Below are 20,677 nucleotides of genomic sequence, written 5' to 3' on the forward strand. Positions count from 1 at the left end.
TCGTCTCTTCTCTTTTCAGTGGGTGAGGGTCGGGTCGATGCCCGCGTAGGAGAGGAAGGCGTTGAGGGCTTCCCCGTACAGGTCGTTCATCTGCCGCTTCACCGCCGGCGGCCACTGCTCGTGGATGCGACGCAGGACGGTTTCCAGGTCGGAGCTCCAGGTGTCCTCGTGGAAGGCGTAGTCGACCAGGTGCAGGACGGCCTCGGTACCACCACGACGGGCCCGTCCGGCCAGCTGGATCAGGTCGACGACGACACCCGCGACAACCTCCTCCTGGAGCGACTTGGGCATGGAGGTGAACTGGGGTGTCGCGCGCAGGATCAGTTCAAGCCGTTGCCATGCGGCGGTGCGTGCCTTCTCCAACGCGTCGTCGGGGTTGGCGGTGCCGCCCTCTGGGAGTGCGTGCAGCCCGGCAGCGTTGACACTGGCGTACATCTCCGCGGGTTCGGCGAATAGCGCCAAGGGTCGGACGCAGAGGTAGACCGAGCGCACGGCGGAGCGGATACCGACCACGATGTTCAGACCGCGGGCGATCAGGGCCAGGGGGACGACCAGGACGTTGCCGTACTGCGGGAAGTCCTCGAACTGCTCGGCCGTGAGGCGAGTGGCGATGTTCTCCCGAGGCAGGTCGGGGTCGGGGCTGCGCCGGTCGCCGTCGCGCACGGCCACGCAAAGCCCTTCGCGGTAGGTGCCGGCCTGGGCGATGCCTCGGGCCAGCCAGGCACACTGCTGGTAGGAGTTGGCCACGACCAGGACGTGCGCGCGGTCCTTGTCCTTGGCACGCTGTCGCTCCAACTCTCGGTAGATGTACTGGTCGTACAGCTCCGTGCCGAGCTCGATCAAGGCGCCCTTCTTGCGGCTCGGGTGCTGGCCCGAGATCTTGATCGGCTCGCCGTACATGGGGTGACCCTCGCCGTACTCGATACGGTGGCGTCGAGCGCGGATCGAACGGGCCTGGGCGTCGGTCATCCACCAGCGCACGGGCGCGTGGACGTGCTCGCGTACCGCCTGGGGAAAGTACGCCGTGGCGGACAGGCCCATGACGGGACGCTCGACCCCAGCCAGGCACAGTGAGACAAGACCGCCCAGCTCGGCGGTGAAGGTGTGCGGGTCGCCCGCGATGCTCTGCGCGACAAGTTCGGCGTCGCTCTCCTTCTTGTCCAGGCCGGTTACGCGATATCCCGTGATTGAGCGCCCCAACAGGCCAAGCGGGAGGACGGCCGAGACGGCACTCGGGCTGAGCGTCTCGGCGATCCGCTGCGCGGAGCGAAGGCCGGAGGGGCGGTAGTGCTGCACGCAGGTGCGCAGTTCGGAGAGCGCCTCGTCCAGCTCGGTCAGGGTCGCCCGGGTGACGAGCAGGTTGACCGCCTGGGCACGCTGGTGCGGGTCCTTCACCCGTGACTCCAGCAGCCGGTGCAGATCGAGCTTCACAGCGTCGAGCAGTTGTTGGCCACGCGGGGCCACCAGCGCCTCCAGAGCGCGGCGCACCTCGTCCCACCCCACCTCCGTCGGATCGCTCTCCGTGGTGCGTGGCTGCAGGTAGCGGGCGGGCATGAGGCCCTGGAGGCGTCGAGCGAGGTCGGCTGGAAGATCAGTCTCCCCGGAGGTGGCCAGGTCCGGCCAGAGCAGACGGATCAGCTGCCGATCACGGCCACGGGCCAGGTGCCAGCGCAGCCCGGTGCGGTCCGGCACACGATTCTCCGCACGCTCGTCCTCCCTGACATCCAGACGCAGTGCGTTGCTGCATACGGCGAGCAGCAGGAACTCCGCCATCAGACGTACTTGGCCGACCGACGGCAGCAGGTCGGCCTCGGCCGAGATCGGCAGCCGCTTCGCGTCCGTGTCCATCTCCTGCGGGGCCGCCGTCCAGTGCCTGCGTGAGTGCAGGACGACCTCGCCGGCGCATCGATCCACCGCCCTCGACTGGAACTGGTCGACCTCGTCGACGAGGACGGCGTGGCAGGTGCGCAACGCGAATTCGGCAACGCTCACCCCCTGAACGGGGCGCCCGTCAAGGTTCACGCCGATGCGCAGGTTGCCCTGGAGAAAGGCGAAGTGATTCGTCACGACCACGTGCGCCGAACAGGCTTCGTATACGGGGGCAAACTTGCCGCAGGTGGGAATCCAGGGACAGGCGGACGCACCCAAGTCCTGCCGGTACAGGGACAGGCAAGGCTCACGGCCGGGCGGATAGTCGGCGTTGGACTCCAGCAGTGGTCGCTGGGCGCACCCGTAGGAGAGCGGATCCACGTCCCGTTCGCCGCTCTCTCCCCACTCTCCCGGTGCCTGCGGGTCCTCGTCGATGAGACGGGCCAGCTTGTGCGCGCGCTCGTGCATGCCTGATGACGACATCAGGTGCGCACAGCCGGTCTCGTGCTTGATGACGCCGAGGCCCTGCAGGACGCGCAGGTCGGACCGGATCTTGCGGGTGATGGCCAGGCACGCCTTGATGTCGGGCAGCACGATGGCCACCCGGTGGCCCTGCTGGGCGAACCATGCGGCCAGGACGCGCACCAAGACGCTCTTGCCCGTCCCGGTCGGCGCGTGGAAGATCTCCAGGCCGCCGGCCGTCATCCGCAGCGCTTCCTGTGGGCTGATGGAGTCGGACGTCTGCAGGACGGAGAACAGGCCCTTCAGGACCGCGTGGAGGTACCGCTTCTCCTTCGGCTCACCGCTCTCGATCTGCGCCGCCAGTTCGAACAGGTCCTCCGTGGGGATACGGAGGTTGTCCAGCGGGGGTGCGGTGGCGATGTGCGGCAGGCGGTCGTGGCCGAACGCCTCGGTGAAGCCGGGATAGGTGGGGATCGTCAGCTGGCCATGTACTTGGCCGACGCCCTGCACGCTGATCTCCCCCGTCTTCCAGACTCCGGGGCCGGCGAACTCAGGGGGCTTCGGCCGCGCGCTGGGCCGCCGATACCGGGCGATCTGCCGGTCGACGTAGGCCAGCAGGTCACCGCCGACCCGGGGGATGGCTGCCTCGGCAGTGAGCGGGTCTCCGCCTGCAGGTTCGAAAGTGAGCAGCTTCTGGGGCTCACCAGGGTCCTCGTCACCGAGGGCTGTGAGCAGTGCGCGGGCGGCGGGAGTGAAGTTCCGCACGTCGCCGAACTTGCTGGGGGCGGTGCGGTACACGTCGACGATGCGTCGGCGTTCTTCGCTCGTCAGCTCCGGCCACCGGTCCCAGGCCCGGAACTGGCCGGACAGCAGGAAGGCCGCCTTCCGGAAGGGGGCTGCGGGCGCATCGTTGTCCACGGACGTGGCAGGGAAGTAGTAGGCAGCCAGTGCGAGTGAGGCGCACAGGGCTGTTTGTTCCACGGATGGCTCGCTCACGACCAGGCCACCCCCGAACGCTCGCAGACCATCTCGCCGAACTCGGACGCCGTGGCTACCTTCAGCCCGTACTTCGCCCCCACTCCAGACAGCAGGTGCACCTGGCTGGCGCGGTGGTCTGGAACCACCAGCCACTCTGCTCCCCCGCTGTCGCCTTCCTGTGCGTGGATCAGTTGCGCGAGCGCGGTGCCCGAGGTGTAGTCCTTCACGTCCACGCGAAAATGCTCCTTCTTCCGTGCCCGCTTGCGCCCGACGTGTACACACAGGTCGTAGGCGTCCAGGGCGGGCCACAGCTCCACCTTGAGGCCCCGTTCGACCAACCGGTCCCGCAACGCCAGCTCCGCCAGCCCGGGGACGCAGGTGTACCGCCACACACCCCGGACCAGAGCCTTATGCCCCTCCACGGGCTTCGCCTCCGGGACGTACTCCAGGTCGGGCCAGAGGACTGCTTCCCGCTCGTCCGGGGGAGGCGGAGGCGGATCCGGCAGCAGCTCGGGCGGAACGATCCCCTCGACCGGGCGGAAGCGATACGTGGCGCCCATTTCCTGGTGCGGCGTGTGCCAGCAGGCGACCACCCCGACCTGCTGCCCCGCCTCACGACGCAGTGCGACGCGCATCGGCCACCGGCATACGGGGCACGCGAACCACCAGTCCCGGTACCTCGAGGCATAGGGGATGTCCTCGTACAGATCCGCGACGAGCGGAGGCAGCCTCAGTTCACTCAGCTCGCTCACCGGGCCCGCCGGGTAGCGGATCAGATCGGTACGTCCGCTCTCGTAGACCTTCTGGTTGCCCGCCTTGCACAACTGGGCGAAGGCCGTTTCCTGCGCAACCTCGTCGTCCAGGTCCTGGCCACTGAGCAGGCCGGCATCTCGGCCGCCCTTCTGCAGGATGCGGAGCACCAGGCGCTGTTCCGCGGCGATATCGAAGGCGTCCTCCGTTACGTGCCCGTCGGCATCGACCGCGCGCAGTTCGTCGACGTCCCACCCAGGGACACCTTCGGGCAAGAGCCGGGAGGGATCACCGCGAACCTGGCGCCGGAAGTCCGCAAAAGACAGCTCACTGCCCGGTCCACGCGCTGCCAGCAGCGCGCCGTGGCACTCCATCAAGACCTTGAGGCGGGCGGAAGGGCTCACGCCGGGGGCCGTCATCGCGTCGGCCGCACGCAACACCGAGCGTGCCACCAGGGACTTCACCCATAGCTCATCGGTCGGCCGAACGCCGTTGTTCGTCGCGTTCCTCATGAGCCCAGAGAGTAAGAGCTGCCACTGACAATTCGTCGGGCCTCGTACGGAAGAGACGTATTACGAGTGTTCGCCAGCGAGCGCTCCGACGCCCGTGGTATCAACCTGCGGATACCGACGGCGGTACTCATCCAGGTACTCAAATGCGTGCCGCAGCCCGACCGGGGTCAGCTTCCACCGGTACCCGACGACGTGACTCCCGTCGGCCGCTAGTACCGGCACCTCGTCGATGAATCCCCGGCTCGGCCGCCCTGCAGACCGGTTCTTGTAGCCGACACCCAGATAGAATGGAGCCCGGCCAGACAGTGCGTCCCGCTCCAGCCCGTCCGGGCCTGCGTCGGCCACCCGGGCCATGACACCCCACAGCCACTCAGACAGCAGAGGCGTGTCCGGCTGCTGCTCCGCGCGCTCGCCCAGTCCAGCGCGGGCGGCTGCTCTGCCCCGCCTCGTCATCTCCACCCGAACCCTGGTCACCTCGCCAGCTTCAGCGTGATGCACCACATCAGTGCTGGTCACCAGGAGTCCTCGGCGTGCCAACGCGTGCACCGTCGCACCGGCTCCAGGGTCGTGAACTCCTTTGCGCCGCAAGCGTTCCTGCAGCCGCGTGTAGCCCACGACATCCGCTGGCGCGTGGAGAGTGAGGGGGAGCTTGCGCCACTCCGCAGGGCGAGGCACAGGCAGATGATGCGTCCGGCGCATCCACATCTCCGTCTCCGTCATGCGCTCGTCCCGCAGGATCTCACCGAGGTAAACCTGCTGCCGTTCATTCAACGATCGCCAGGCGGCCTCAGCCGAGTCGCTCGAACCCCTCTGAGGCTGACGCCTCGGGCGCACCGGCGCCGACTCATCAGGGCGGGTACGCATCCAAGCGTCCACGACCATGCGCACGGGCACACCATAGATCTTGGCCAGCGCGGCAGGGAGCCGCCCCACCACGTCGCGATCCCGCCAATTCCGGCCATGCACGGGCCGCCCCTGCTCCAAAGCGGAGAGCCTCGGGGCCGACAGACACAGGTCACGCCCGACACGCGTCCGGCGCAGCAGCTCCACCGCCTGATCGAGAGTCAGGCCAGCAGCAAACCGCAGGTCGACGAGCCCCTCCTCCCCACGGCGAACCCCAGTGAGCTCCTCCACATCGCAGTGCAGGGCCGCCGCCATCCTCTGCAGCCGCTGCGGAGTGGGCGTGTGCCGCCCCTGCTCGTAGAAGAACACCATGCGTGTCGACACCCCGACTCGCCGGGCAAGTTCAGCCTTCGACAGCCCCGCACGCTCCCGCAGCGCCGCAAGGCGGCTGGGAGCTATCACGCGAACGGGCAATGGCATGCCTCCATAGAACTGCAATGAAGACTTCATGGCAATGGGGTTACCGCTGCCGACGGCGACGCTTCTCTGGATCGACCGGTGGCACTGCCCTCGCGCCCCCGAGATAGACCGCCCTCGGCTCCCATGGCGCCTCCATCTTCGCGGAGCGCCCGTCTGGGGGATTCCTGGCAGATTGGCACGCTCAAAGGACATGTAAGCCGTTGCAAGCAAGGAACTCGATGGTGTCCCGCCGAGTGGTGTAACAGCGATCTCCGCATAGCCCCTGGTCAAGGCGCGGATCGGCGCGGCCGCGCCCACCCCCTTCTGACGGCATGTCAGCAATAGGGGCCGCGAGCGTCCGCCGCGTTCTTGGTCGCGATGTAGCCCGAGGTCAGCCGGATGAGGTGCGCGGCAGCTGACATCGAAACTGACTGCCCATCAGGCACAGGGTGATCGCGGACGGGCCGATTGTGGCCGCGACCTGCGCTTTTCACCTTGATCCCGTTACACCACATGAGGGGACACGACCAGGAACTCACCCATGTACCCCGGAGCCTGCAGCGAGGATGTGTTGGACGCTTAGCGGCGTGACCTGTAGGAACGGAATGTCTGCTGGTCTCAGTTCTGGTCTCATTCGCCGGCGTACAGCACCGTTCGGAAGCCTCACCCGACCCAGCTGCACCGCAGGTCAGAACGCTCCTGATCACTCCCGGACCCCCGGACGAACATTTGGAAAGCATGCTGAGGGCAACCTCTCACCAGTTCGAATCTCGGATCTGCCGCATCGCCGACCTGGGCACACGGAAGCCCAGGCTGCTCAGCAGCCTGGGCTTCCGCGATCTTCCGTCTCAGTCGGATGCGGGCAAGAGGCGCTGGACGGGGCCGCCGCCCAGACGACCGAAGCCACCGAAGGCCGACCCCTATGGCCGCCGGCTTCGAGGCCGTCTGTCAGGCGACAGCCGCAGAGCGCGTCCGCCCCAGCCAGCACCTCCAGATACTGCTCCAGACCGTTCACCCGGTGCCGCACACTGCACCAACGGATGACTGCCTATCCACACAACCGGGGAATGCCGTCACCGGCATGCTGACTATCCCGTTAGATCTCCTTAAACGTCCCGTTTATGCCGAGTTCTTCTAGGCGCTGCTGGATCTGCTCAGCCTCATCGGCCTGTATCACCAACTGGAGTGTTCCCTGCAGATAGCTGATCTGCCGTTCGTCTAGGGCCATGTAGAACGCCCGGAAGAGTGCGGCGAAACCGTCGGCACTGTCGGCGTTGGCCAGGAGGTTCTTGGTGAACGAGAAGGCGACCTGCCGGTCCCTAACCTGTTCCGTTTTCGGAGATTGGTCCGGACTCGGCCTGTCGGTCTCCCGCTGCCGGGGCACGCTTGGGGCGTCGCCCCCTGGGCTGCCGGGCTTGCGCGGTGAGCCCTTGTCGACGGTGTCGTCGGTGCTCACGAAGCATCGACCTTCGTGAACCGGCTGGTCGCAGTCGGCGCACGTCTTGGGTTGTGGCTTGGCGAGGCGCAGGCCCGTGCTCGCGAGGTTAACCTGCCCTGGTGCTGTGACCTCCACCTCGGTGCCTGCTCCGTCGACGATGCTCACCAGACCCTGGTTGACAGCATCGTAGATGGCCTGCTGAAGGTCGCGGTCACCGCCGTACAGCAGCGGCAATCGTGGGGCGCTGTAGAAGGCGGCTCGGATGTCGGAGAGGGTCTTGCCGTAGTCGTGGTCGCGAAGGTTGTGCAGGAGAGCCTTGGCGCTGAATTGGCCGGTGTCGAAAACCTTGTCCCGAGCAGCAAGGCCCTTCCAGACGAGCATGCCGTCGAGGGCGGTGATGTTGTCCTTGTCGAACGTGAGCTGGTCGAGGTACCGCTCCCCGTCCGGGTCGGGCTGGGCGAGGTAGGCGACATGCTGGTACGCCCGCTTGAGTGCCCTCTCCAACTGAGTCTTGGCCTCGGCGAGTTCCTTGGCGCCGATGGTCTTGAGCTCGTCGTCGTTCTGAATCTCGGGAGCCTGTAGAGCCTTCTGCCTCGCTAGATATTCCACCGCCAGGTTGCGTGCCAGGGCTCGCTGCTGGGTGTTCACCACGGCGTATACCGCACTGCTGGCCCACTGGACGGGGAGCTGCTGCGCACCTTGCCCGAGCCCCATGGCGACGGTGAGAGCCTCAAGGGTCGGCTTCTCCATGCCATTGCGCAGGCTGTACTGCGCGGGGTCCAGCACGATGAGCCGGGTGGTGTAGGCGGTGTCCAAGCCTGCGGTGGCAAGGACGTCGGCAGGACTGCGTTGAGGGTCCGCCGAGACGAACTGCACCTCCCGGAAGGGGCCGTTGCTGGCCAGTCGCTTCGAGATGGCGGCGATGACCTGATCACGCTCGGCTTCGGTGATGGTGCGCCGGATGTTCTTGACCAGCATTCGGTGGGTGAGACGGGTGGAGAGGAAGTAACGGGCCGGCTTGTTGTTGCCCTGGCCGGGAGTGATGTCGAGAGCGCTCATCCCTCGGTTCGGGTTGACCAGCTCATCGACGACGCCATCGGCGTCGGTGACGGTGTACGTGGTCTCCGGCACGCTGGTGGCCGCCTTGACCTCAGGAGCACTGGCTCCGCGGCCCCGCCCCGGGCGCAGGGTGCCGACAACACTCGCCAGGAAGATGAAGGTGGCCGCACGTTCAGCTGCGCGTGGATTGTTCGTGCCCCAAGTGCTGGGTGGCCGTTCAAGGTCCTGGCGACGCGCCGCGCCTGACGAGCCGTCGTGGTTAATAACTTCGATCTCGGCCAGGCTCCGGTAGTTCGCGATAGTGCGGTCGTCCTCCACCAGACCGCTGCCCAGGAGCGCCTCCCGGACGGTGCTGTCCGACAGTGGCAGGTCTCCGGGCCCTATGAGTGCCGGCACCCACTCGCCTGCCTTGCCGCGCTGCTGCAGGGCATAGACCGTGGCGGCGAAGATGCGGATCGTGGACCGGACCCGCTGGAAACCGGCGACCTTGCTCCACTCTTCCTGCGCCAGGCTGATCAGCATGGGGTGGAACGGGTAGCAGGCTGTCATCTGCGTGGGCCAGTTGCGACGCCACGCGGCTCCGATCGGGTCCCAGACCTGCTTGCTCCAGGTCTTGTCCGTCAGCACGTCCTCGTAGAGCGCAGCAGTCGCGGCGAGCACCTCACCGGCGGGCTCGGCGTCGAACAGCCGGCGGCGGAGGATGTCGGCGAAGTCACCTACGCCGGTCACGGTGGTCGGCAGGCCGTTGCGGTCGAGCTGGCTGTTCAGGTCGTCGCGACGGGCCTGAGCGGCGGGCGAGAGCGCAGTCTTGTCGATGTCTGAGGCGATCATCACGACCAGCATCGAGACGTGGGGGACATCGTTGACGGCATCGAGCAGTGCTCGTAGGAACGCCATGTCCTGGGCCGCCAGGTCGATCTGGTTCGCGCCATCGAGCCCGTTGCCGATGTAGTCGAGCACCTCGTCGATGATGATCAGAACGGGTCGGTGCACCGCACTGATGGCCTCAGCGATCTTGTGCTTGTCGCTCCAGAACCGCCGGTAGCGCTCGAAGAGGGTGTAGTCCTTGGAGAACAGACGCCACAGGAAACGCTCATAGAGGTTGACCGCAGGCCCGTCGAGCTCCTGCACCCCGGCCCCCGGGGTCATGTTGTCGCAGGGCAGCACGACGACATGCGGACGTCCGAGGTCACTGGTAAGCGGGTGCCCGATCCTGGCCCTCGCACGCTCGATCACCTTTTGACCGAGCTCGGTTCCCAGCAGAGCCCCTGGATTGGCGGCCAGGTGGTAGGCGCCGATGCACGCGTGCGACTTACCGCCACCCATGCCCTGGTCGAGTCGAGTGACTGCTCGGGCTTTCAAGTAGTCGCTGCCACCACCGATGCGGACGGCGATTTCGCTGAGCAGGTCGATGAGCCGTTCGGTCGGGTGCGTGATGTCCCCGTAGTAGTCGGCGTCGGCATAGGGCGGCCGGTCGGCTCCCGTGGCGTGAACGGCCCGGAACAGCGACATCTGCACGTCATCGATCTGCCCGGAGGCACTGCGGATCTCCTGGCGGAGCTTGAGCGCCTTCCACCACGGCGTCACGCTGGTCGTCATGGCTGCTCTCCTGGGCTGGTGGATACGAGGATCACGGGGGTGAGGGTGGTGTTGGTCGTCATCACATGAGCCGCAACTGGACGTCGTCGGTCAGTTGGGGCTGGCCCTTTTCGTAGTCGCTCGCAGCAGCGGCCTCAGCGGCACTGACCACGCCGGGCCGGTTGCGCAACACGCGGGTGAAGCGGACGGAGTCCGGGTCGTTGTCGGGAAGCCGGTCTGCGAGGAACTGGACGGCGGCCCACAGGAAGGTGTCGTCGGCCGCGTGCTCTGCGGCCGCCAGTACCTGCCCCATGGCCTGTAGGCCCTCCTCCGAGGCAGCTGCGAGCGCGAGGGCAATGTCGATCACGGTCGAATCTCCGTCGATCTTGCCCTTGTAGTCCCGGGAGGCGATGAACCGCACACCCTTGTCGGCATCAGGAACCAGGTCGCGTATCGCCGCCAGGTCGAGCGAGGAAGCCAGAGCCTGCCAGCGCAGTTCGGACTTCGCCCGGATCTGGCGGCTGTAGAGCGTGATCCACCACAACGCGAACCGCGTTCGAGCGTCAAAGGTCTCCAGCGGCTGGTGGTTGATCTCGACGGCCATGGCCTCCTGGACTGCAGCTCGCGCCAGCGGAAGAAACGTGTAGATGTCGACGGGTTCGCCCTTGGCGTCGAGAATCTCGCTGTAACGGCCGACGACCTCCATGGCGGGTCCGGCAGCGGCCATCAGCATGTCCGCCGGCGCCAAGCCCCACCGCTCCCAGTCCGGGTAACGCCGCTTGATCTCGGCCTTGATCTCGGCCTCGACAGCGCCCTTGCGCCCGGGAGATCGCCCGGGCGCCATGGGGCGGCACGACATCGTCAGGGTGGTCTCGATGTTCGCCTTGCCCTGGTGGTTGCCGGCCTCGGTGTTCGCGGGCCAGGAGCCCGTCATCACCAGGCCAGCCTTCTCGATGGCCGTGAGCAGGCGCTGCCAGACCTCCGGGTCTCCGGATCCGAACACGATAGTTACCAGTCCGTCGTCGCGGACCACGCGACGCATCTCACTAAATGCCTCGGCGATCTTCGTGTCGTAATGCTCGCGAGTTCGGTGCTCGTTAGGTGCCTCTCCACGGACTCGCTTGACGATGATCTCTTCCGACTTCTCCTGGCAGCCGTGTTCATCGGAAGTGATGACGAGCTCGGGCCAGGTGCTGTGCAGGGCGCGCTTCAGCCATGCGTAGATCAGATCGGAGGAGTCGGCATACGCGATCATCTCGTCGTAGGGCGGGTCGGTCACTACGGCAGTGATGGATGCGTCCGGAAGGGTCATCGAGGTGGCCGTACCGCGAGCCACGCTCACCGGCACCCCCTGGATGCCGGCCATCAGGTTCGCAAGCGTCGACATGCTGCTCTTGGACAGCGACGACCATGATCCCGGGCCAGTGCCGATGCCCACCTCGAAGAAGTCCTGGGAAAACACGATCGACCCCTGGTTCACATAGATGTCGCGAACCTTGCTGAGCTTTGAGTAGAGCGCGGAGCCTCGTGTTGATGTCCGCAGCCTACGTGCGACGACTGCGCCGGCGTATCCGCTCAGCGCTCGCGCGTAGTCAAGGCTCACCCCGGCCTTGTGTACCAGTTCTTCGGAAACCTCCGAAATTGTCCGGGCAAGCATGGCGAACGCCAGGGTCTGGCGATCGCACATGAAATCGCCATAGGTGCGCGCCCCGTAGATGGACGGTCCGATGATGTTGTTGTTGCCCGGTGCGATCCGTTCGTCGGGTACGGCACTCAGAAAGGGGCTCGGGTCGGACAGCTCACGTAGTGCCGCCGGCGTTGCGGCGACAGCCTCGAGCTCCGCCTCGGTGGGCTCCCGATACTCCTTGCCGAAGTCGTCCGAGTGGTCAGCCACCACTAGGAGCATGTCCGTGGCACGCCTCTCGTCGGTGAGTCGGCGATGCACATCGAGTGGGTGTACATGGCTGCAGAACGGACAGATCGCCGACTTCCCCGGCAGCGTCCGACCCTCAGCAGTACGAGCGCGTGTCAGCGTTGGGATACGCCTTGGAGGTCCCTCGTGCACCACCGGTGCGCAGGTACCAGCAGCCGGGTCGGCTTCGATGTAGAACGACTGGCCGGGATCATTGACAGGCGGGGCGCCCTTGCGGCCACGTTTTTGACTCGGCCGTCGCAGCTCGTACGAGCCGACCAGAGGGAACCGGTTGCCGCACTCCTGGCACGGTATGGCGATGGCCCACAGGTACCCCCACGGTCGTTTGCCGTTGACCTCGGGGTAGTAGTCCGCCATGGCTGCCGTCCACCGGCGTCCCACCTCATCGAGAGTGGCGCGAACGTCAACAAGCAGCCGCGGCCGGTCGTCGTAGAGAGCGTCGCTCTCCTCGGCGAACGGCAGGCTCGGCTCCTGAGACCAGTCCCGGAAGGGGAAGTCGGTGAGGAGCGAGCTGGCCAGCACCGCGACCGGGCTGTAATCGACACCGTGGGCTTCAAGCCCAAGCCGCCCCGCCTCAAGCGGGATCATTCCGCGCCCACTGAACGGGTCCAGGACCGATGCGCCCTCAGGGTTCGCCTTGAGAATCTCGTCGTGGAGTATCTGCCAGGCGGCGTAGCGCCCGGACATGGCAGTGTGCACCAGCTCTTGAAGACGCTGTTGCTCGGCCTGATCCTCTGGCCAGGGCAGCAGCGAGCAGAGCACCGCTGCCTTGGCCTGTGCGACAGGACGCTTTGCGAACCACGGAAACAGCCCGATCTCGGTCGCACCGCTTCCCCACCCCGCTGAACTGTTCACCGAAACCTCGGCACAGGGGAACCAGCGTTCGATCATGCGGGTCATGCGTTGCTCCCGGGGGCGTTCTTGAGACTGCTGCCCGGGACGCGGAACACCGCGTTCCCGGTCATGACGTTCGCGAAGAGGGTGGCGGGGTCCTGATAGGCGCCGAAGAATCGGCCCTTGCCGTCGGCACACTGGTCGATGACGTACAGCCAGTACTCCTTGCGGTGCTGGGTAGCGATGAGAACTTCGTTGCCGGTCATCCGGATGCCGTCGCTGGCCGCGCTGCCGAGCACGCCCTTGACCTCGACGTGGCGGACCTGGCTGTGGCGGCGGGCCTCCAGGTCGTAACCGCGGCCCTCGGTATGGACATCGGCCACTGCCCAGCCGTCATCCTCAAGGAGTTGCTGCACGCGTCGCATGGAGACCAGTTCGGCGTCGATCTCGGCCTGAACGCTGCTGTCGGCAGTGGCCAGAACCCGGATCCGACCCACCTGCTTCGGTTCGGTCAGCTGCACGTCTGCGAGCCGCTCGAGCTCTTCGAGGCGCTGAGCGGTCTGGGCCTGAAGCCGGTGCCTCAGCTCCAGCCGGGCAGCGCGATCATCGATGCGGTCGGTGAGGCTCAGTGGCAGGTTGGTCAGGTCACGGCGGGCTTGAGCGAACCAGTCGGCGCGCACCTTCCGGTGCTCTGCGACGGTCGCGGCGGCCACTCGGTGGGCAGCTGTGAGCGCGTGTCCCTCCCGGGCCGGATGCGGTGCGCTGCCGTTCTGGTCGGTGGGCACGAGGTTGGCCAGGGACTCCCACCTCACCGGGCGGGCGGTGCCGCTGTCGTCAACCTTGATCAAGGTGGCCCAAACGCTGGCGCGCTTGCCGTTGCTCTCCGTCATCGTGGCCTCGTACGCGTACAGGTCGTACGGGGTGAGGCTGGTGGGATCTGCCGCGGCGCCGGACTGGTAGAGGTCCTCGGCCAGGGTGTGCCCGGCTATGTCAATCAGGTCGCTGAAGCCGGGCTCACCGGGGCCGAGGGTGACGGTGTCGCCGACATCGATGCTCTCTGAGGCTTCGCGCACCACGTCCCCGCTGGTGGCGACGTGAACCTCGTTCCGTCCGCCCAACGTGGCCGGAAATCTTGCCTTGCCGCTCCGGGAGAGCCGCCGGAACCCGGGCCCGGCCGCGGTGGGCGTGGACTTCAGCACACCGGCCGCTGCGAGCCGGTCGAGGTATGCCTCAACAATGGCAGGGTTGATGCGTGCGAATAAGTCACGCTGGAGCAGCGTCAGCGCAGCCACCGCGTCCACCTGGCTGGCGAGGCGCCGCTCGTTGTCCCGTACCTTCCGGGCCGCCCGGATGAGTTCCTGGGCCTGGACCGCCTGGACTGCGTCGATGGCCTGCTGTTTCTTCAGCTCGTCGTTGCCGTAGAGGTCCGACAGCCACTTGTCGTAGTCAACGCCGGTCATTTCGGCGACCACCGACAGGCTATCGAACATCTGGCCGCGCAGTTCGTTCGCGGCCGTGACAAAGTTGTCCAGGAGGCGCAGCAAGGTCACGCCTTCCCGGGTGTCGGTGGCGACCAGGTTGTAGAGGTAGACGTCGCGCTGCTGACCCACGCGGTGGATGCGGCCCATCCGCTGTTCGAGGCGGACCAAGGACCACGGGATGTCATAGTTCACGAGCACGTGCGCGGCCTGCAGGTCGATGCCCTCGTTGCCGGCATCAGTGGTGACGATGATCTGGAACTCGCCGCGCATGAATGCCTTGCGCGCCTCGTCACGTTCGGTCTTGCTCTGGCGGCCGGAGTAGAGCTGGGCGGTATATCCCTGGTCCTGGAGCCGCCGGGCGATCCACTCGGCCGAGTCGGCATACTCGGTGAAGACCACGGCCTGATCAACGTTTCCGGGGTGAATCCCGTGGGGGGCCAGGCAGTCGTCAGTGAGCCGCTTCCACTTCGACGGCTGCCAGCGGGAGTCGTTGAGCGTTGTCTCGATCTGCTGCACGAGGCTGTTGATCGCAGCTCGCTCCGCCCTTGTAGAAGCCGAGACCGTATGGATCACCTTCGCCTCGTCGACCTCGGCCTCGTCACCGTGGTCCTCGCGGTCGGCGATGAGCGCCGCCTCAGCCTCGCTCATCGCCCCCATGTGCTCATGCCGCCGGCGCAGCGTCTGGGCCAGAGCGTAGAGGCTGGAGGCTGCTCGCTTGCCGTAGACCATGCGGGCAAGCGGCTGCGCCACCGGAGGGAAGAACCGGTCGACCATTTCCAGGGCGGCCTTGTAGAAGCCGTACTCGGTCTGCGACAGCGGGACGCTGTGGTTGTGCGCCGTGCGCCCCTTGAACAACCGGGTCGTGCCGTCGTAGTCGACCAAGTCCTCCTTCATCCGCCGCAAGAAGTGGATAGGGCCAGGGCGCAGCGCACTGAGCTCGACGTTAGGGTCGCTGCCCGGATCCGGGTAGATCTCCGGGTCGACCAGGTGCAGCAGGTGCCGGAAGAGCCACTCCTTGCCTCGGTGAGGTGTTGCCGTCATCAGCAACGCCCGCGGTGTGTTCTTGGCCAGCAGCCGTCCGACCTGGTGGAATCCGGCGGCAGTCGGAGTCAGCCGGTGCGCCTCATCGAAGACGACCAAATCCCAGCCGGCTTTGTCCGGCCGGATGGCGTCCTGTACCGCGGGATTCACCGCTGCTAACTCGAGCGAAACCACCCACAGGTCGTTGGAGTTCAGGGCATCCTCACGCACCGTGGCTGAGGTCAACTGACGCAAACCGCCCCCCAGCAGCCGCTGGAAGTCGTCCACCCACTTCGTGGCGAGGTTCGCCGGGCACACGATGATCGCCCGCTTGATCAGGCCGAGCCTCTGCATCTCACGCAGATACAGACCTGCCATGATCGTTTTTCCGGTACCCGGCTCGTCGGCCAGGAGGAAACGCAGCAGGGGCTGGGGAAGCATCGCTCCGTAGACGGCCGTCGTCTGGTGCGCGTACGGCTTCAGCGGTGTGGCTGCCATTGCGCTGGACTCGGCGTTGGTCGCCGCGGCGTTCATCCACTGTGTCCACATGGCCGCCAGCACACGTGCGGAGTCAGCCTTCCCGTCGCTGACGAGAGGCCGCACGGTCTCCGTGTCTCCAGCTGCCAGATTCACTTCGTGACGACGGTCTTCATCGTCGACCAGGATGAGGTCCCATGACCCCGGTTGATCTCCGGGCAGGGCGAACCTGACCGTGGCAAACTCCGGTACGCCAGCGGCCTGGACCCTTACTCTCTGACCACGCTCAAACGTGCCTGGGGCCTGCATGCTTATGCGTCAGCCTCAAGACTCGCCGGAACCCAGCCGAGACTGGCCAGGAGCCAACCCACCGCACGTGGATAAGCCATGCCCTGGTCCCTCCCCCTCGGCCAGCCGCGGTTCCCCCACCTGCGACTTACTAATGGAATGTCAAATTACTGTATCTCGCTGCTACTTCCAATATGAAGAGCACGAAGGGAGTGCAGGGGCCGCCGCCGGCTCAGATCGATGAACCTCGCCGGACCTGGCCAAGCAGCTCAGCGGCGCCCGCAAGGACTGGACGAGCCTCCAGACCCTCCTGGATGCCTCCCATCGGACGGTGGACGACGCACAGCGACGTGACGACCGTTATGGCCGCCCGCGCCCGCCGTTCCGGTCGGCACCCGCCTGGCCACCTTCAGCCGGTGCCCCAACACCTGGCGGGTCCTCACCGCTACGCGGGCGTCAGTGCCGGCTTCCGATGGACCGACCCGACAGGCACGGACATACCCGTGGATGTCCTGGTGGCCGAAGGCGTCCGATTCGAGGGCGACGCCGCCGTTCGAGAAACCCGCCTGCCGCTGAGAGCACTCCGGGGCCCATTCGACTGCTGACCGCTTCCTTCGAACACGGCCCCGGAGTGGATCTGGAGGAAAAGCTGCCCCTCTGGCCAGCACTCGGATCGCTGCAGGGAGAATGGCGGCCGGTGGCGGCATTCACGGGGTGACAACGGCATGGACTCTTTCGAGTTGGGGCGGTTGACGGACCATGACTTCGAGGTGGTCTGCCGTGACCTGTTCAGCGATGTCCTCGGCATCCCCCTGGAGATCTTTCCTCGCGGCCGGGACCGAGGCATCGACCTGCGGCACACCGGCCCCTCGGGGACGACCGTTGTACAGTGCAAGCACTGGCCGCGCGCGACCCAGGCGAGGCTGATCAGGCGCCTGATCAAGGATGAACTGCCCAAGGTCCGCGCGCTGGCACCCGACCGTTACATCGTCGCCACGACGGTCGGTCTGACCGTCGACGGCAAAGAAGAGCTCTGCGATGCCTTCGCCCCGTACGTGCGCGACACCGGCGACCTGTACGGCGTGGATGAGATCGTCGCCGAGCTCCTGCGCCGTCCGGACCTGGTCCGTCGGCACTTCCGGCTCTGGCTTAGCAGCACCTCCGTCCTTCAGACCGTGCTGAACCAGGACCGGTACCTGCGCTCGTCGTGGCTTCAGAAGCGGCTACCGGGCATCGCCGACACCTTCGTCCCGCACGAGGGCTTCGAGCGCGCCAAGCAGCTTCTGGACACCCAGCAGGTCTGTGTCATCGCTGGCATCCCCGGGGTGGGCAAGACGACAGTGGCGCTGATGCTCGCGGCCTGGCTGATGGGCAACAACTACGAGGTCCACGAGATCTCCCAGGACGTCGACGAGATCGGGACCCTTTGGCGCGACGACACGCGGCAAGTGTTCCTGTACGACGACTTCCTGGGAAGTACGACCCTTGATACGCCGTTGAACAAGAACGAGGACAATCGCCTGCTGTCAGTGATCCGGGAGATCCAGGAGACGCCCGGCAAGGCGCTGGTGATGACGACCCGCGACTACCTGCTGGAGCACGCCCGTCTTCGGCACGACCGGCTGGCGGAGCCGGACGTGTCGGACGCGGTCAGTGTGATCCGGCTGACCGACCTGGATCTACAGGTACGGGGCCAGATCCTCTATAACCACGTCCACCACTCTTCTCTGCCGCTGAATGACAAGCGCCGGTTCGCCGATCCGGCGGTCTGGCGTCCGGTGGTCCAGCACAGGAACTTCAATCCGCGTCTGGTCGAGGAGACCCTCCGGTTGTCCGCGCGCCGGGGTCAGGACGTCGGCGCAGCGATGCTGGAGAACCTGGACGATCCGGGCCGCGTCTGGGAGCGCATCGTGGAGAACGAGCTGTCGGACGCGGCCGTGCACATGCTGGAGGTGCTGTTCACCTTCAGGTCCGCACCGTTGGAGGACCTTGAGGAGTCCTGGCACTGGTACCGCGAGGAGATGGACCAAGCGGCGGACGGCCGGACATTCCGCAGGGCACTGCAACTGCTGGACAGCACGATGATCACTATCGAACAGGGACGGGTCGCGTTCCACAACCCATCGATCGAGGACTACCTTCGCTTTCACCTCAACGCCGGCCGAGCCCATTTCCTGGAGCTGATCAGGGCCACCGTCCAGGGAGAACAGTTGCGCCGACTGGTCGCGGCGGCGCGCATGGCCGACGGCGCAGGGATACTGGCCAGACTCAGGGAGCACGAGCTGGCCGTGACCGCTGCCGCCCATCAGATGGAAGACGATCTGGAGATGGGGCTGTTCGATGAGGACGAGAGCCTGTCAACCCATCTGGAGTGGGCCCTAGGGGCGGCCGAGTTGCTGGACTCGGCGTCACTGGCCGCGTACGTGAACAAGAAAACGCTCCCCTCATTTACGCACTTTTCGCCCATCTCCCACTTGGTGAGCCTGGCCAACTCGCTGAGTGCAAGCCCGCTGGTGCCGCAGGAACATGCGGAGCGGTTCGTCGAAGAACTGACCGACCGGATCCAAGCCGAACTGCTGGAGAGCGCCGAAGTCGGCGACTGGTACCGGTCCAGCACTCTGTACGACCAGCTGCAGTCGATACCGTCGGCGTCGGACCGTGAGCCGGTGACCCCAGTCCTCGTGCGGTGCGCCTTGCAGGAGCTGCGCCGATTGGCCGCCGAGCCGGAGCAGGAACCGCATGCCGCGAACCTGGAACTGATGACAGAACTGCTGGACTTCCTCTGGGAGCAGGAAGCCGAGGATGAGCTGCCGGAGGAGTTCGCCGTCGTACGGGACCGTGCCGAGCGTGTGAGAACAGCCCGGGATGCCGAGCAAAACGAGAGGCTCCGGCAGTATCAGGCCCAGCGGGAACCGGCCGGGCGTTCCGATGAAGCACGCGATCGCGCGCTCGTCACCGAGCTGATGCGCAAGCTCGAGGACACGCCCTGAGATCATTCCCGCAGGGAGCCATCTGGGAGCCAACCCGCTCCCCGAGCCCCTTCGACACCACCCGACACCACCGCACCCCAACGCCCTGACCAGGCAAAACAGCAAACAAGCCGGTGCCGAGCACGCCCGAACCTCATTCGGGACGAAGAGGTCGTGGGTTCAAATCCCGCCACCCCGACAGTGAAGTACCAGGTCAGGGGCCTGATCCACTCGGTGGGTCAGGTCCCTGACGGGTTTCCGGAGATCGTTTGGGAGAAATCCGGGAGAAGACCTTGGTCGGGTTCTCCCAGGGGAAGACTGATGAGGCCGTCCGGAGCGCAGCGGCTGAGGGCGCTCGGACCTGCGCGTTCGCGAAATCCAGCCTCGCAGTCGGCATCTGTCCCCCGTCCCGCCGGCCGACGCATGTCCCTCACCGATGACCGGCCCGCCGCCACGCACCGCCTCGGCGCCACGCGGCCCATCCGGGCTGACATACCGAAGGGTGCGGCTCAGTCGGGTACTCCCCGGCCGTGCATGAGCTGCTCGATCGCCGCCAAGATGCCGTCCACGGCGCCGGGTTCGGATGCCAGGGAGTCCAGTGGGACCGAGGGCCAACCGTTGTAGCCCTTCTCCCGCTGCACCTCGAGCTTCCTCCGCAGCTCGGGAACCATCGGCAAGGATTCCGCGAATGCTTCCGCCCTGTCCCTGCCGAGGTGGTGGGTGATCGATCCGAAGCTGAAAGCGAGCTCTTCCTTCACTGGGCTGTCGTACAGGGACAGCGTCCAGACCGGCACCTGCCGGCCGGCGGCGGGATAGTAGACGGACATGCTCGGGTACTTGGCCGTGCCGCCCTCCAGCCGGCCTCTCGCCGCCCCGTGATCGAGGAGTGCCGTCGCGACCCGTCGCGGCTCCGGGGCGAGGCGCGTCCGGATGACGGCGTCCATGTCGTCACGCGTCGTCCTCTGCGTGGATCGGCGGCCGGTGGGGGACTTCGCCGCCGTGGCGACCTCGCCGTGGATGCGTGGGACCAGGACGCGGAGGTCTCCGTCGCCTCGGTACTGGGTCAGCTCGATCGCGTACACGTCGGTCTGCCGCAGCTGCCTGTTGAGGAACTCGACGATCGCCCGGAGCTCCAGCGGGATCCGGTCCGCGACGAACAGCAGCCGCATCTGCCCGGCGGCCAGCCGCTCCTCGACCATCGACCAGAACTCCTCCGGCGAGCGGTCGCCGAGCAGTTCCCCGTACGTCTCTCCCAGCGATCGTCCGTCCGCGACGCAGGTCTCCTCGAAGGAGCGCTGGAGCAGGGCTGCCGGCCAGTAACGCGCGCCGTTCGCCGCGTAGTCCAGCATCTGGCCCACCACCTCGCGCCGGATCCGGGTGTCGCTCGCCCGTTTGACCTCCACCAGCGTCGGCACTCCGTCGCCGTCGACGAAAAGGTGGTCCAGCCAGTACGCCGGACCGCTCTCCACGTTCGTCGGGACACCCATCTCCCGGGCCACCAGCACCAGCCGCAGCGGCTGCCCATCGGCAAGCGAGCCGAAATCCAGCACCCGCGGATGGCGGGCGAGGAGCTCCTGGAACTCCGCCTCGGTGTCGAACGCGGCCGGTTCGAGCGCCTGCAGACCACTGCCCAGGACGAATACCGGCTGATCAGTCAACTGCTCGCTCCCCCTGTGAACGGATACTTCCGATTCCGCGCCCGGGACCGGTCCCCGGCCCCGTGTGGT

8 protein-coding genes are annotated in these 20,677 nt (G+C 66.5%); 1 reads left to right on the forward strand and 7 read right to left on the reverse strand.

Annotation, left to right across the window (positions count from 1 at the left end):
- Positions 1-15: 15 nt before the first annotated feature.
- The 6 genes from ABZ386_RS16545 to ABZ386_RS16570 form a co-directional block, all read right to left on the reverse strand.
- On the reverse strand, positions 16-3,327 hold the full coding sequence (locus ABZ386_RS16545; RefSeq protein WP_358964952.1) for a hypothetical protein: 3,312 nt from the start codon (positions 3,325-3,327) through the stop codon (positions 16-18).
- Positions 3,324-4,571, reverse strand: coding sequence for a hypothetical protein (locus ABZ386_RS16550; RefSeq protein WP_358964953.1), 1,248 nt, complete (start codon positions 4,569-4,571; stop codon positions 3,324-3,326). Before ABZ386_RS16550 ends, ABZ386_RS16545 begins: the two co-directional genes overlap by 4 nt.
- Positions 4,572-4,631: 60 nt before the next feature.
- Positions 4,632-5,924, reverse strand: a complete 1,293-nt coding sequence (locus ABZ386_RS16555) for a helix-turn-helix transcriptional regulator (protein WP_358964954.1) — start codon at positions 5,922-5,924, stop codon at positions 4,632-4,634.
- 1,045 nt (positions 5,925-6,969) lie between these two features.
- Positions 6,970-9,969: a DUF499 domain-containing protein gene (locus ABZ386_RS16560; RefSeq protein ID WP_358964955.1), complete on the reverse strand. Its 3,000-nt coding sequence runs from the start codon at positions 9,967-9,969 to the stop codon at positions 6,970-6,972.
- A gap of 61 nt (positions 9,970-10,030) precedes the next feature.
- Positions 10,031-12,781 carry a DUF1156 domain-containing protein gene (locus ABZ386_RS16565; protein WP_358964956.1) on the reverse strand — a complete coding sequence of 917 codons (2,751 nt, stop codon included), beginning with the start codon at positions 12,779-12,781 and terminating at the stop codon, positions 10,031-10,033.
- A complete protein-coding gene (locus ABZ386_RS16570; RefSeq protein ID WP_358964957.1) occupies positions 12,778-15,777 on the reverse strand; it encodes a helicase-related protein in 3,000 nt (999 codons plus the stop codon). Before ABZ386_RS16570 ends, ABZ386_RS16565 begins: the two co-directional genes overlap by 4 nt.
- A 929-nt stretch (positions 15,778-16,706) precedes the next feature.
- Between ABZ386_RS16570 and ABZ386_RS16575 the strand changes: the two genes are divergently transcribed.
- A complete protein-coding gene (locus ABZ386_RS16575) occupies positions 16,707-18,971 on the forward strand; it encodes a restriction endonuclease (protein WP_358964958.1) in 2,265 nt (754 codons plus the stop codon).
- Positions 18,972-19,459: 488 nt separating this feature from the next.
- Here the strand turns inward: ABZ386_RS16575 and ABZ386_RS16580 are convergent, their stop codons facing one another.
- Positions 19,460-20,608: a hypothetical protein gene (locus tag ABZ386_RS16580; RefSeq protein WP_355715353.1), complete on the reverse strand. Its 1,149-nt coding sequence runs from the start codon at positions 20,606-20,608 to the stop codon at positions 19,460-19,462.
- Positions 20,609-20,677: the final 69 nt, after the last annotated feature.

Source organism: Streptomyces sp. NPDC006140, assembly GCF_040628815.1.
Taxonomy (GTDB): domain Bacteria; phylum Actinomycetota; class Actinomycetes; order Streptomycetales; family Streptomycetaceae; genus Streptomyces.

Excerpts from the sequence above, each read along its gene's own strand:
- ABZ386_RS16575 (WP_358964958.1), top strand. The coding sequence starts at position 16,707 with ATGGACTCTTTCGAGTTGGGGCGGTTGACGGACCATGACTTCGAGGTG.
- ABZ386_RS16565 (WP_358964956.1), bottom strand. The coding sequence starts at position 12,781 with ATGACCCGCATGATCGAACGCTGGTTCCCCTGTGCCGAGGTTTCGGTG.
- ABZ386_RS16555 (WP_358964954.1), bottom strand. The coding sequence starts at position 5,924 with ATGAAGTCTTCATTGCAGTTCTATGGAGGCATGCCATTGCCCGTTCGC.
- ABZ386_RS16560 (WP_358964955.1), bottom strand. The coding sequence starts at position 9,969 with ATGACGACCAGCGTGACGCCGTGGTGGAAGGCGCTCAAGCTCCGCCAG.
- ABZ386_RS16550 (WP_358964953.1), bottom strand. The coding sequence starts at position 4,571 with ATGAGGAACGCGACGAACAACGGCGTTCGGCCGACCGATGAGCTATGG.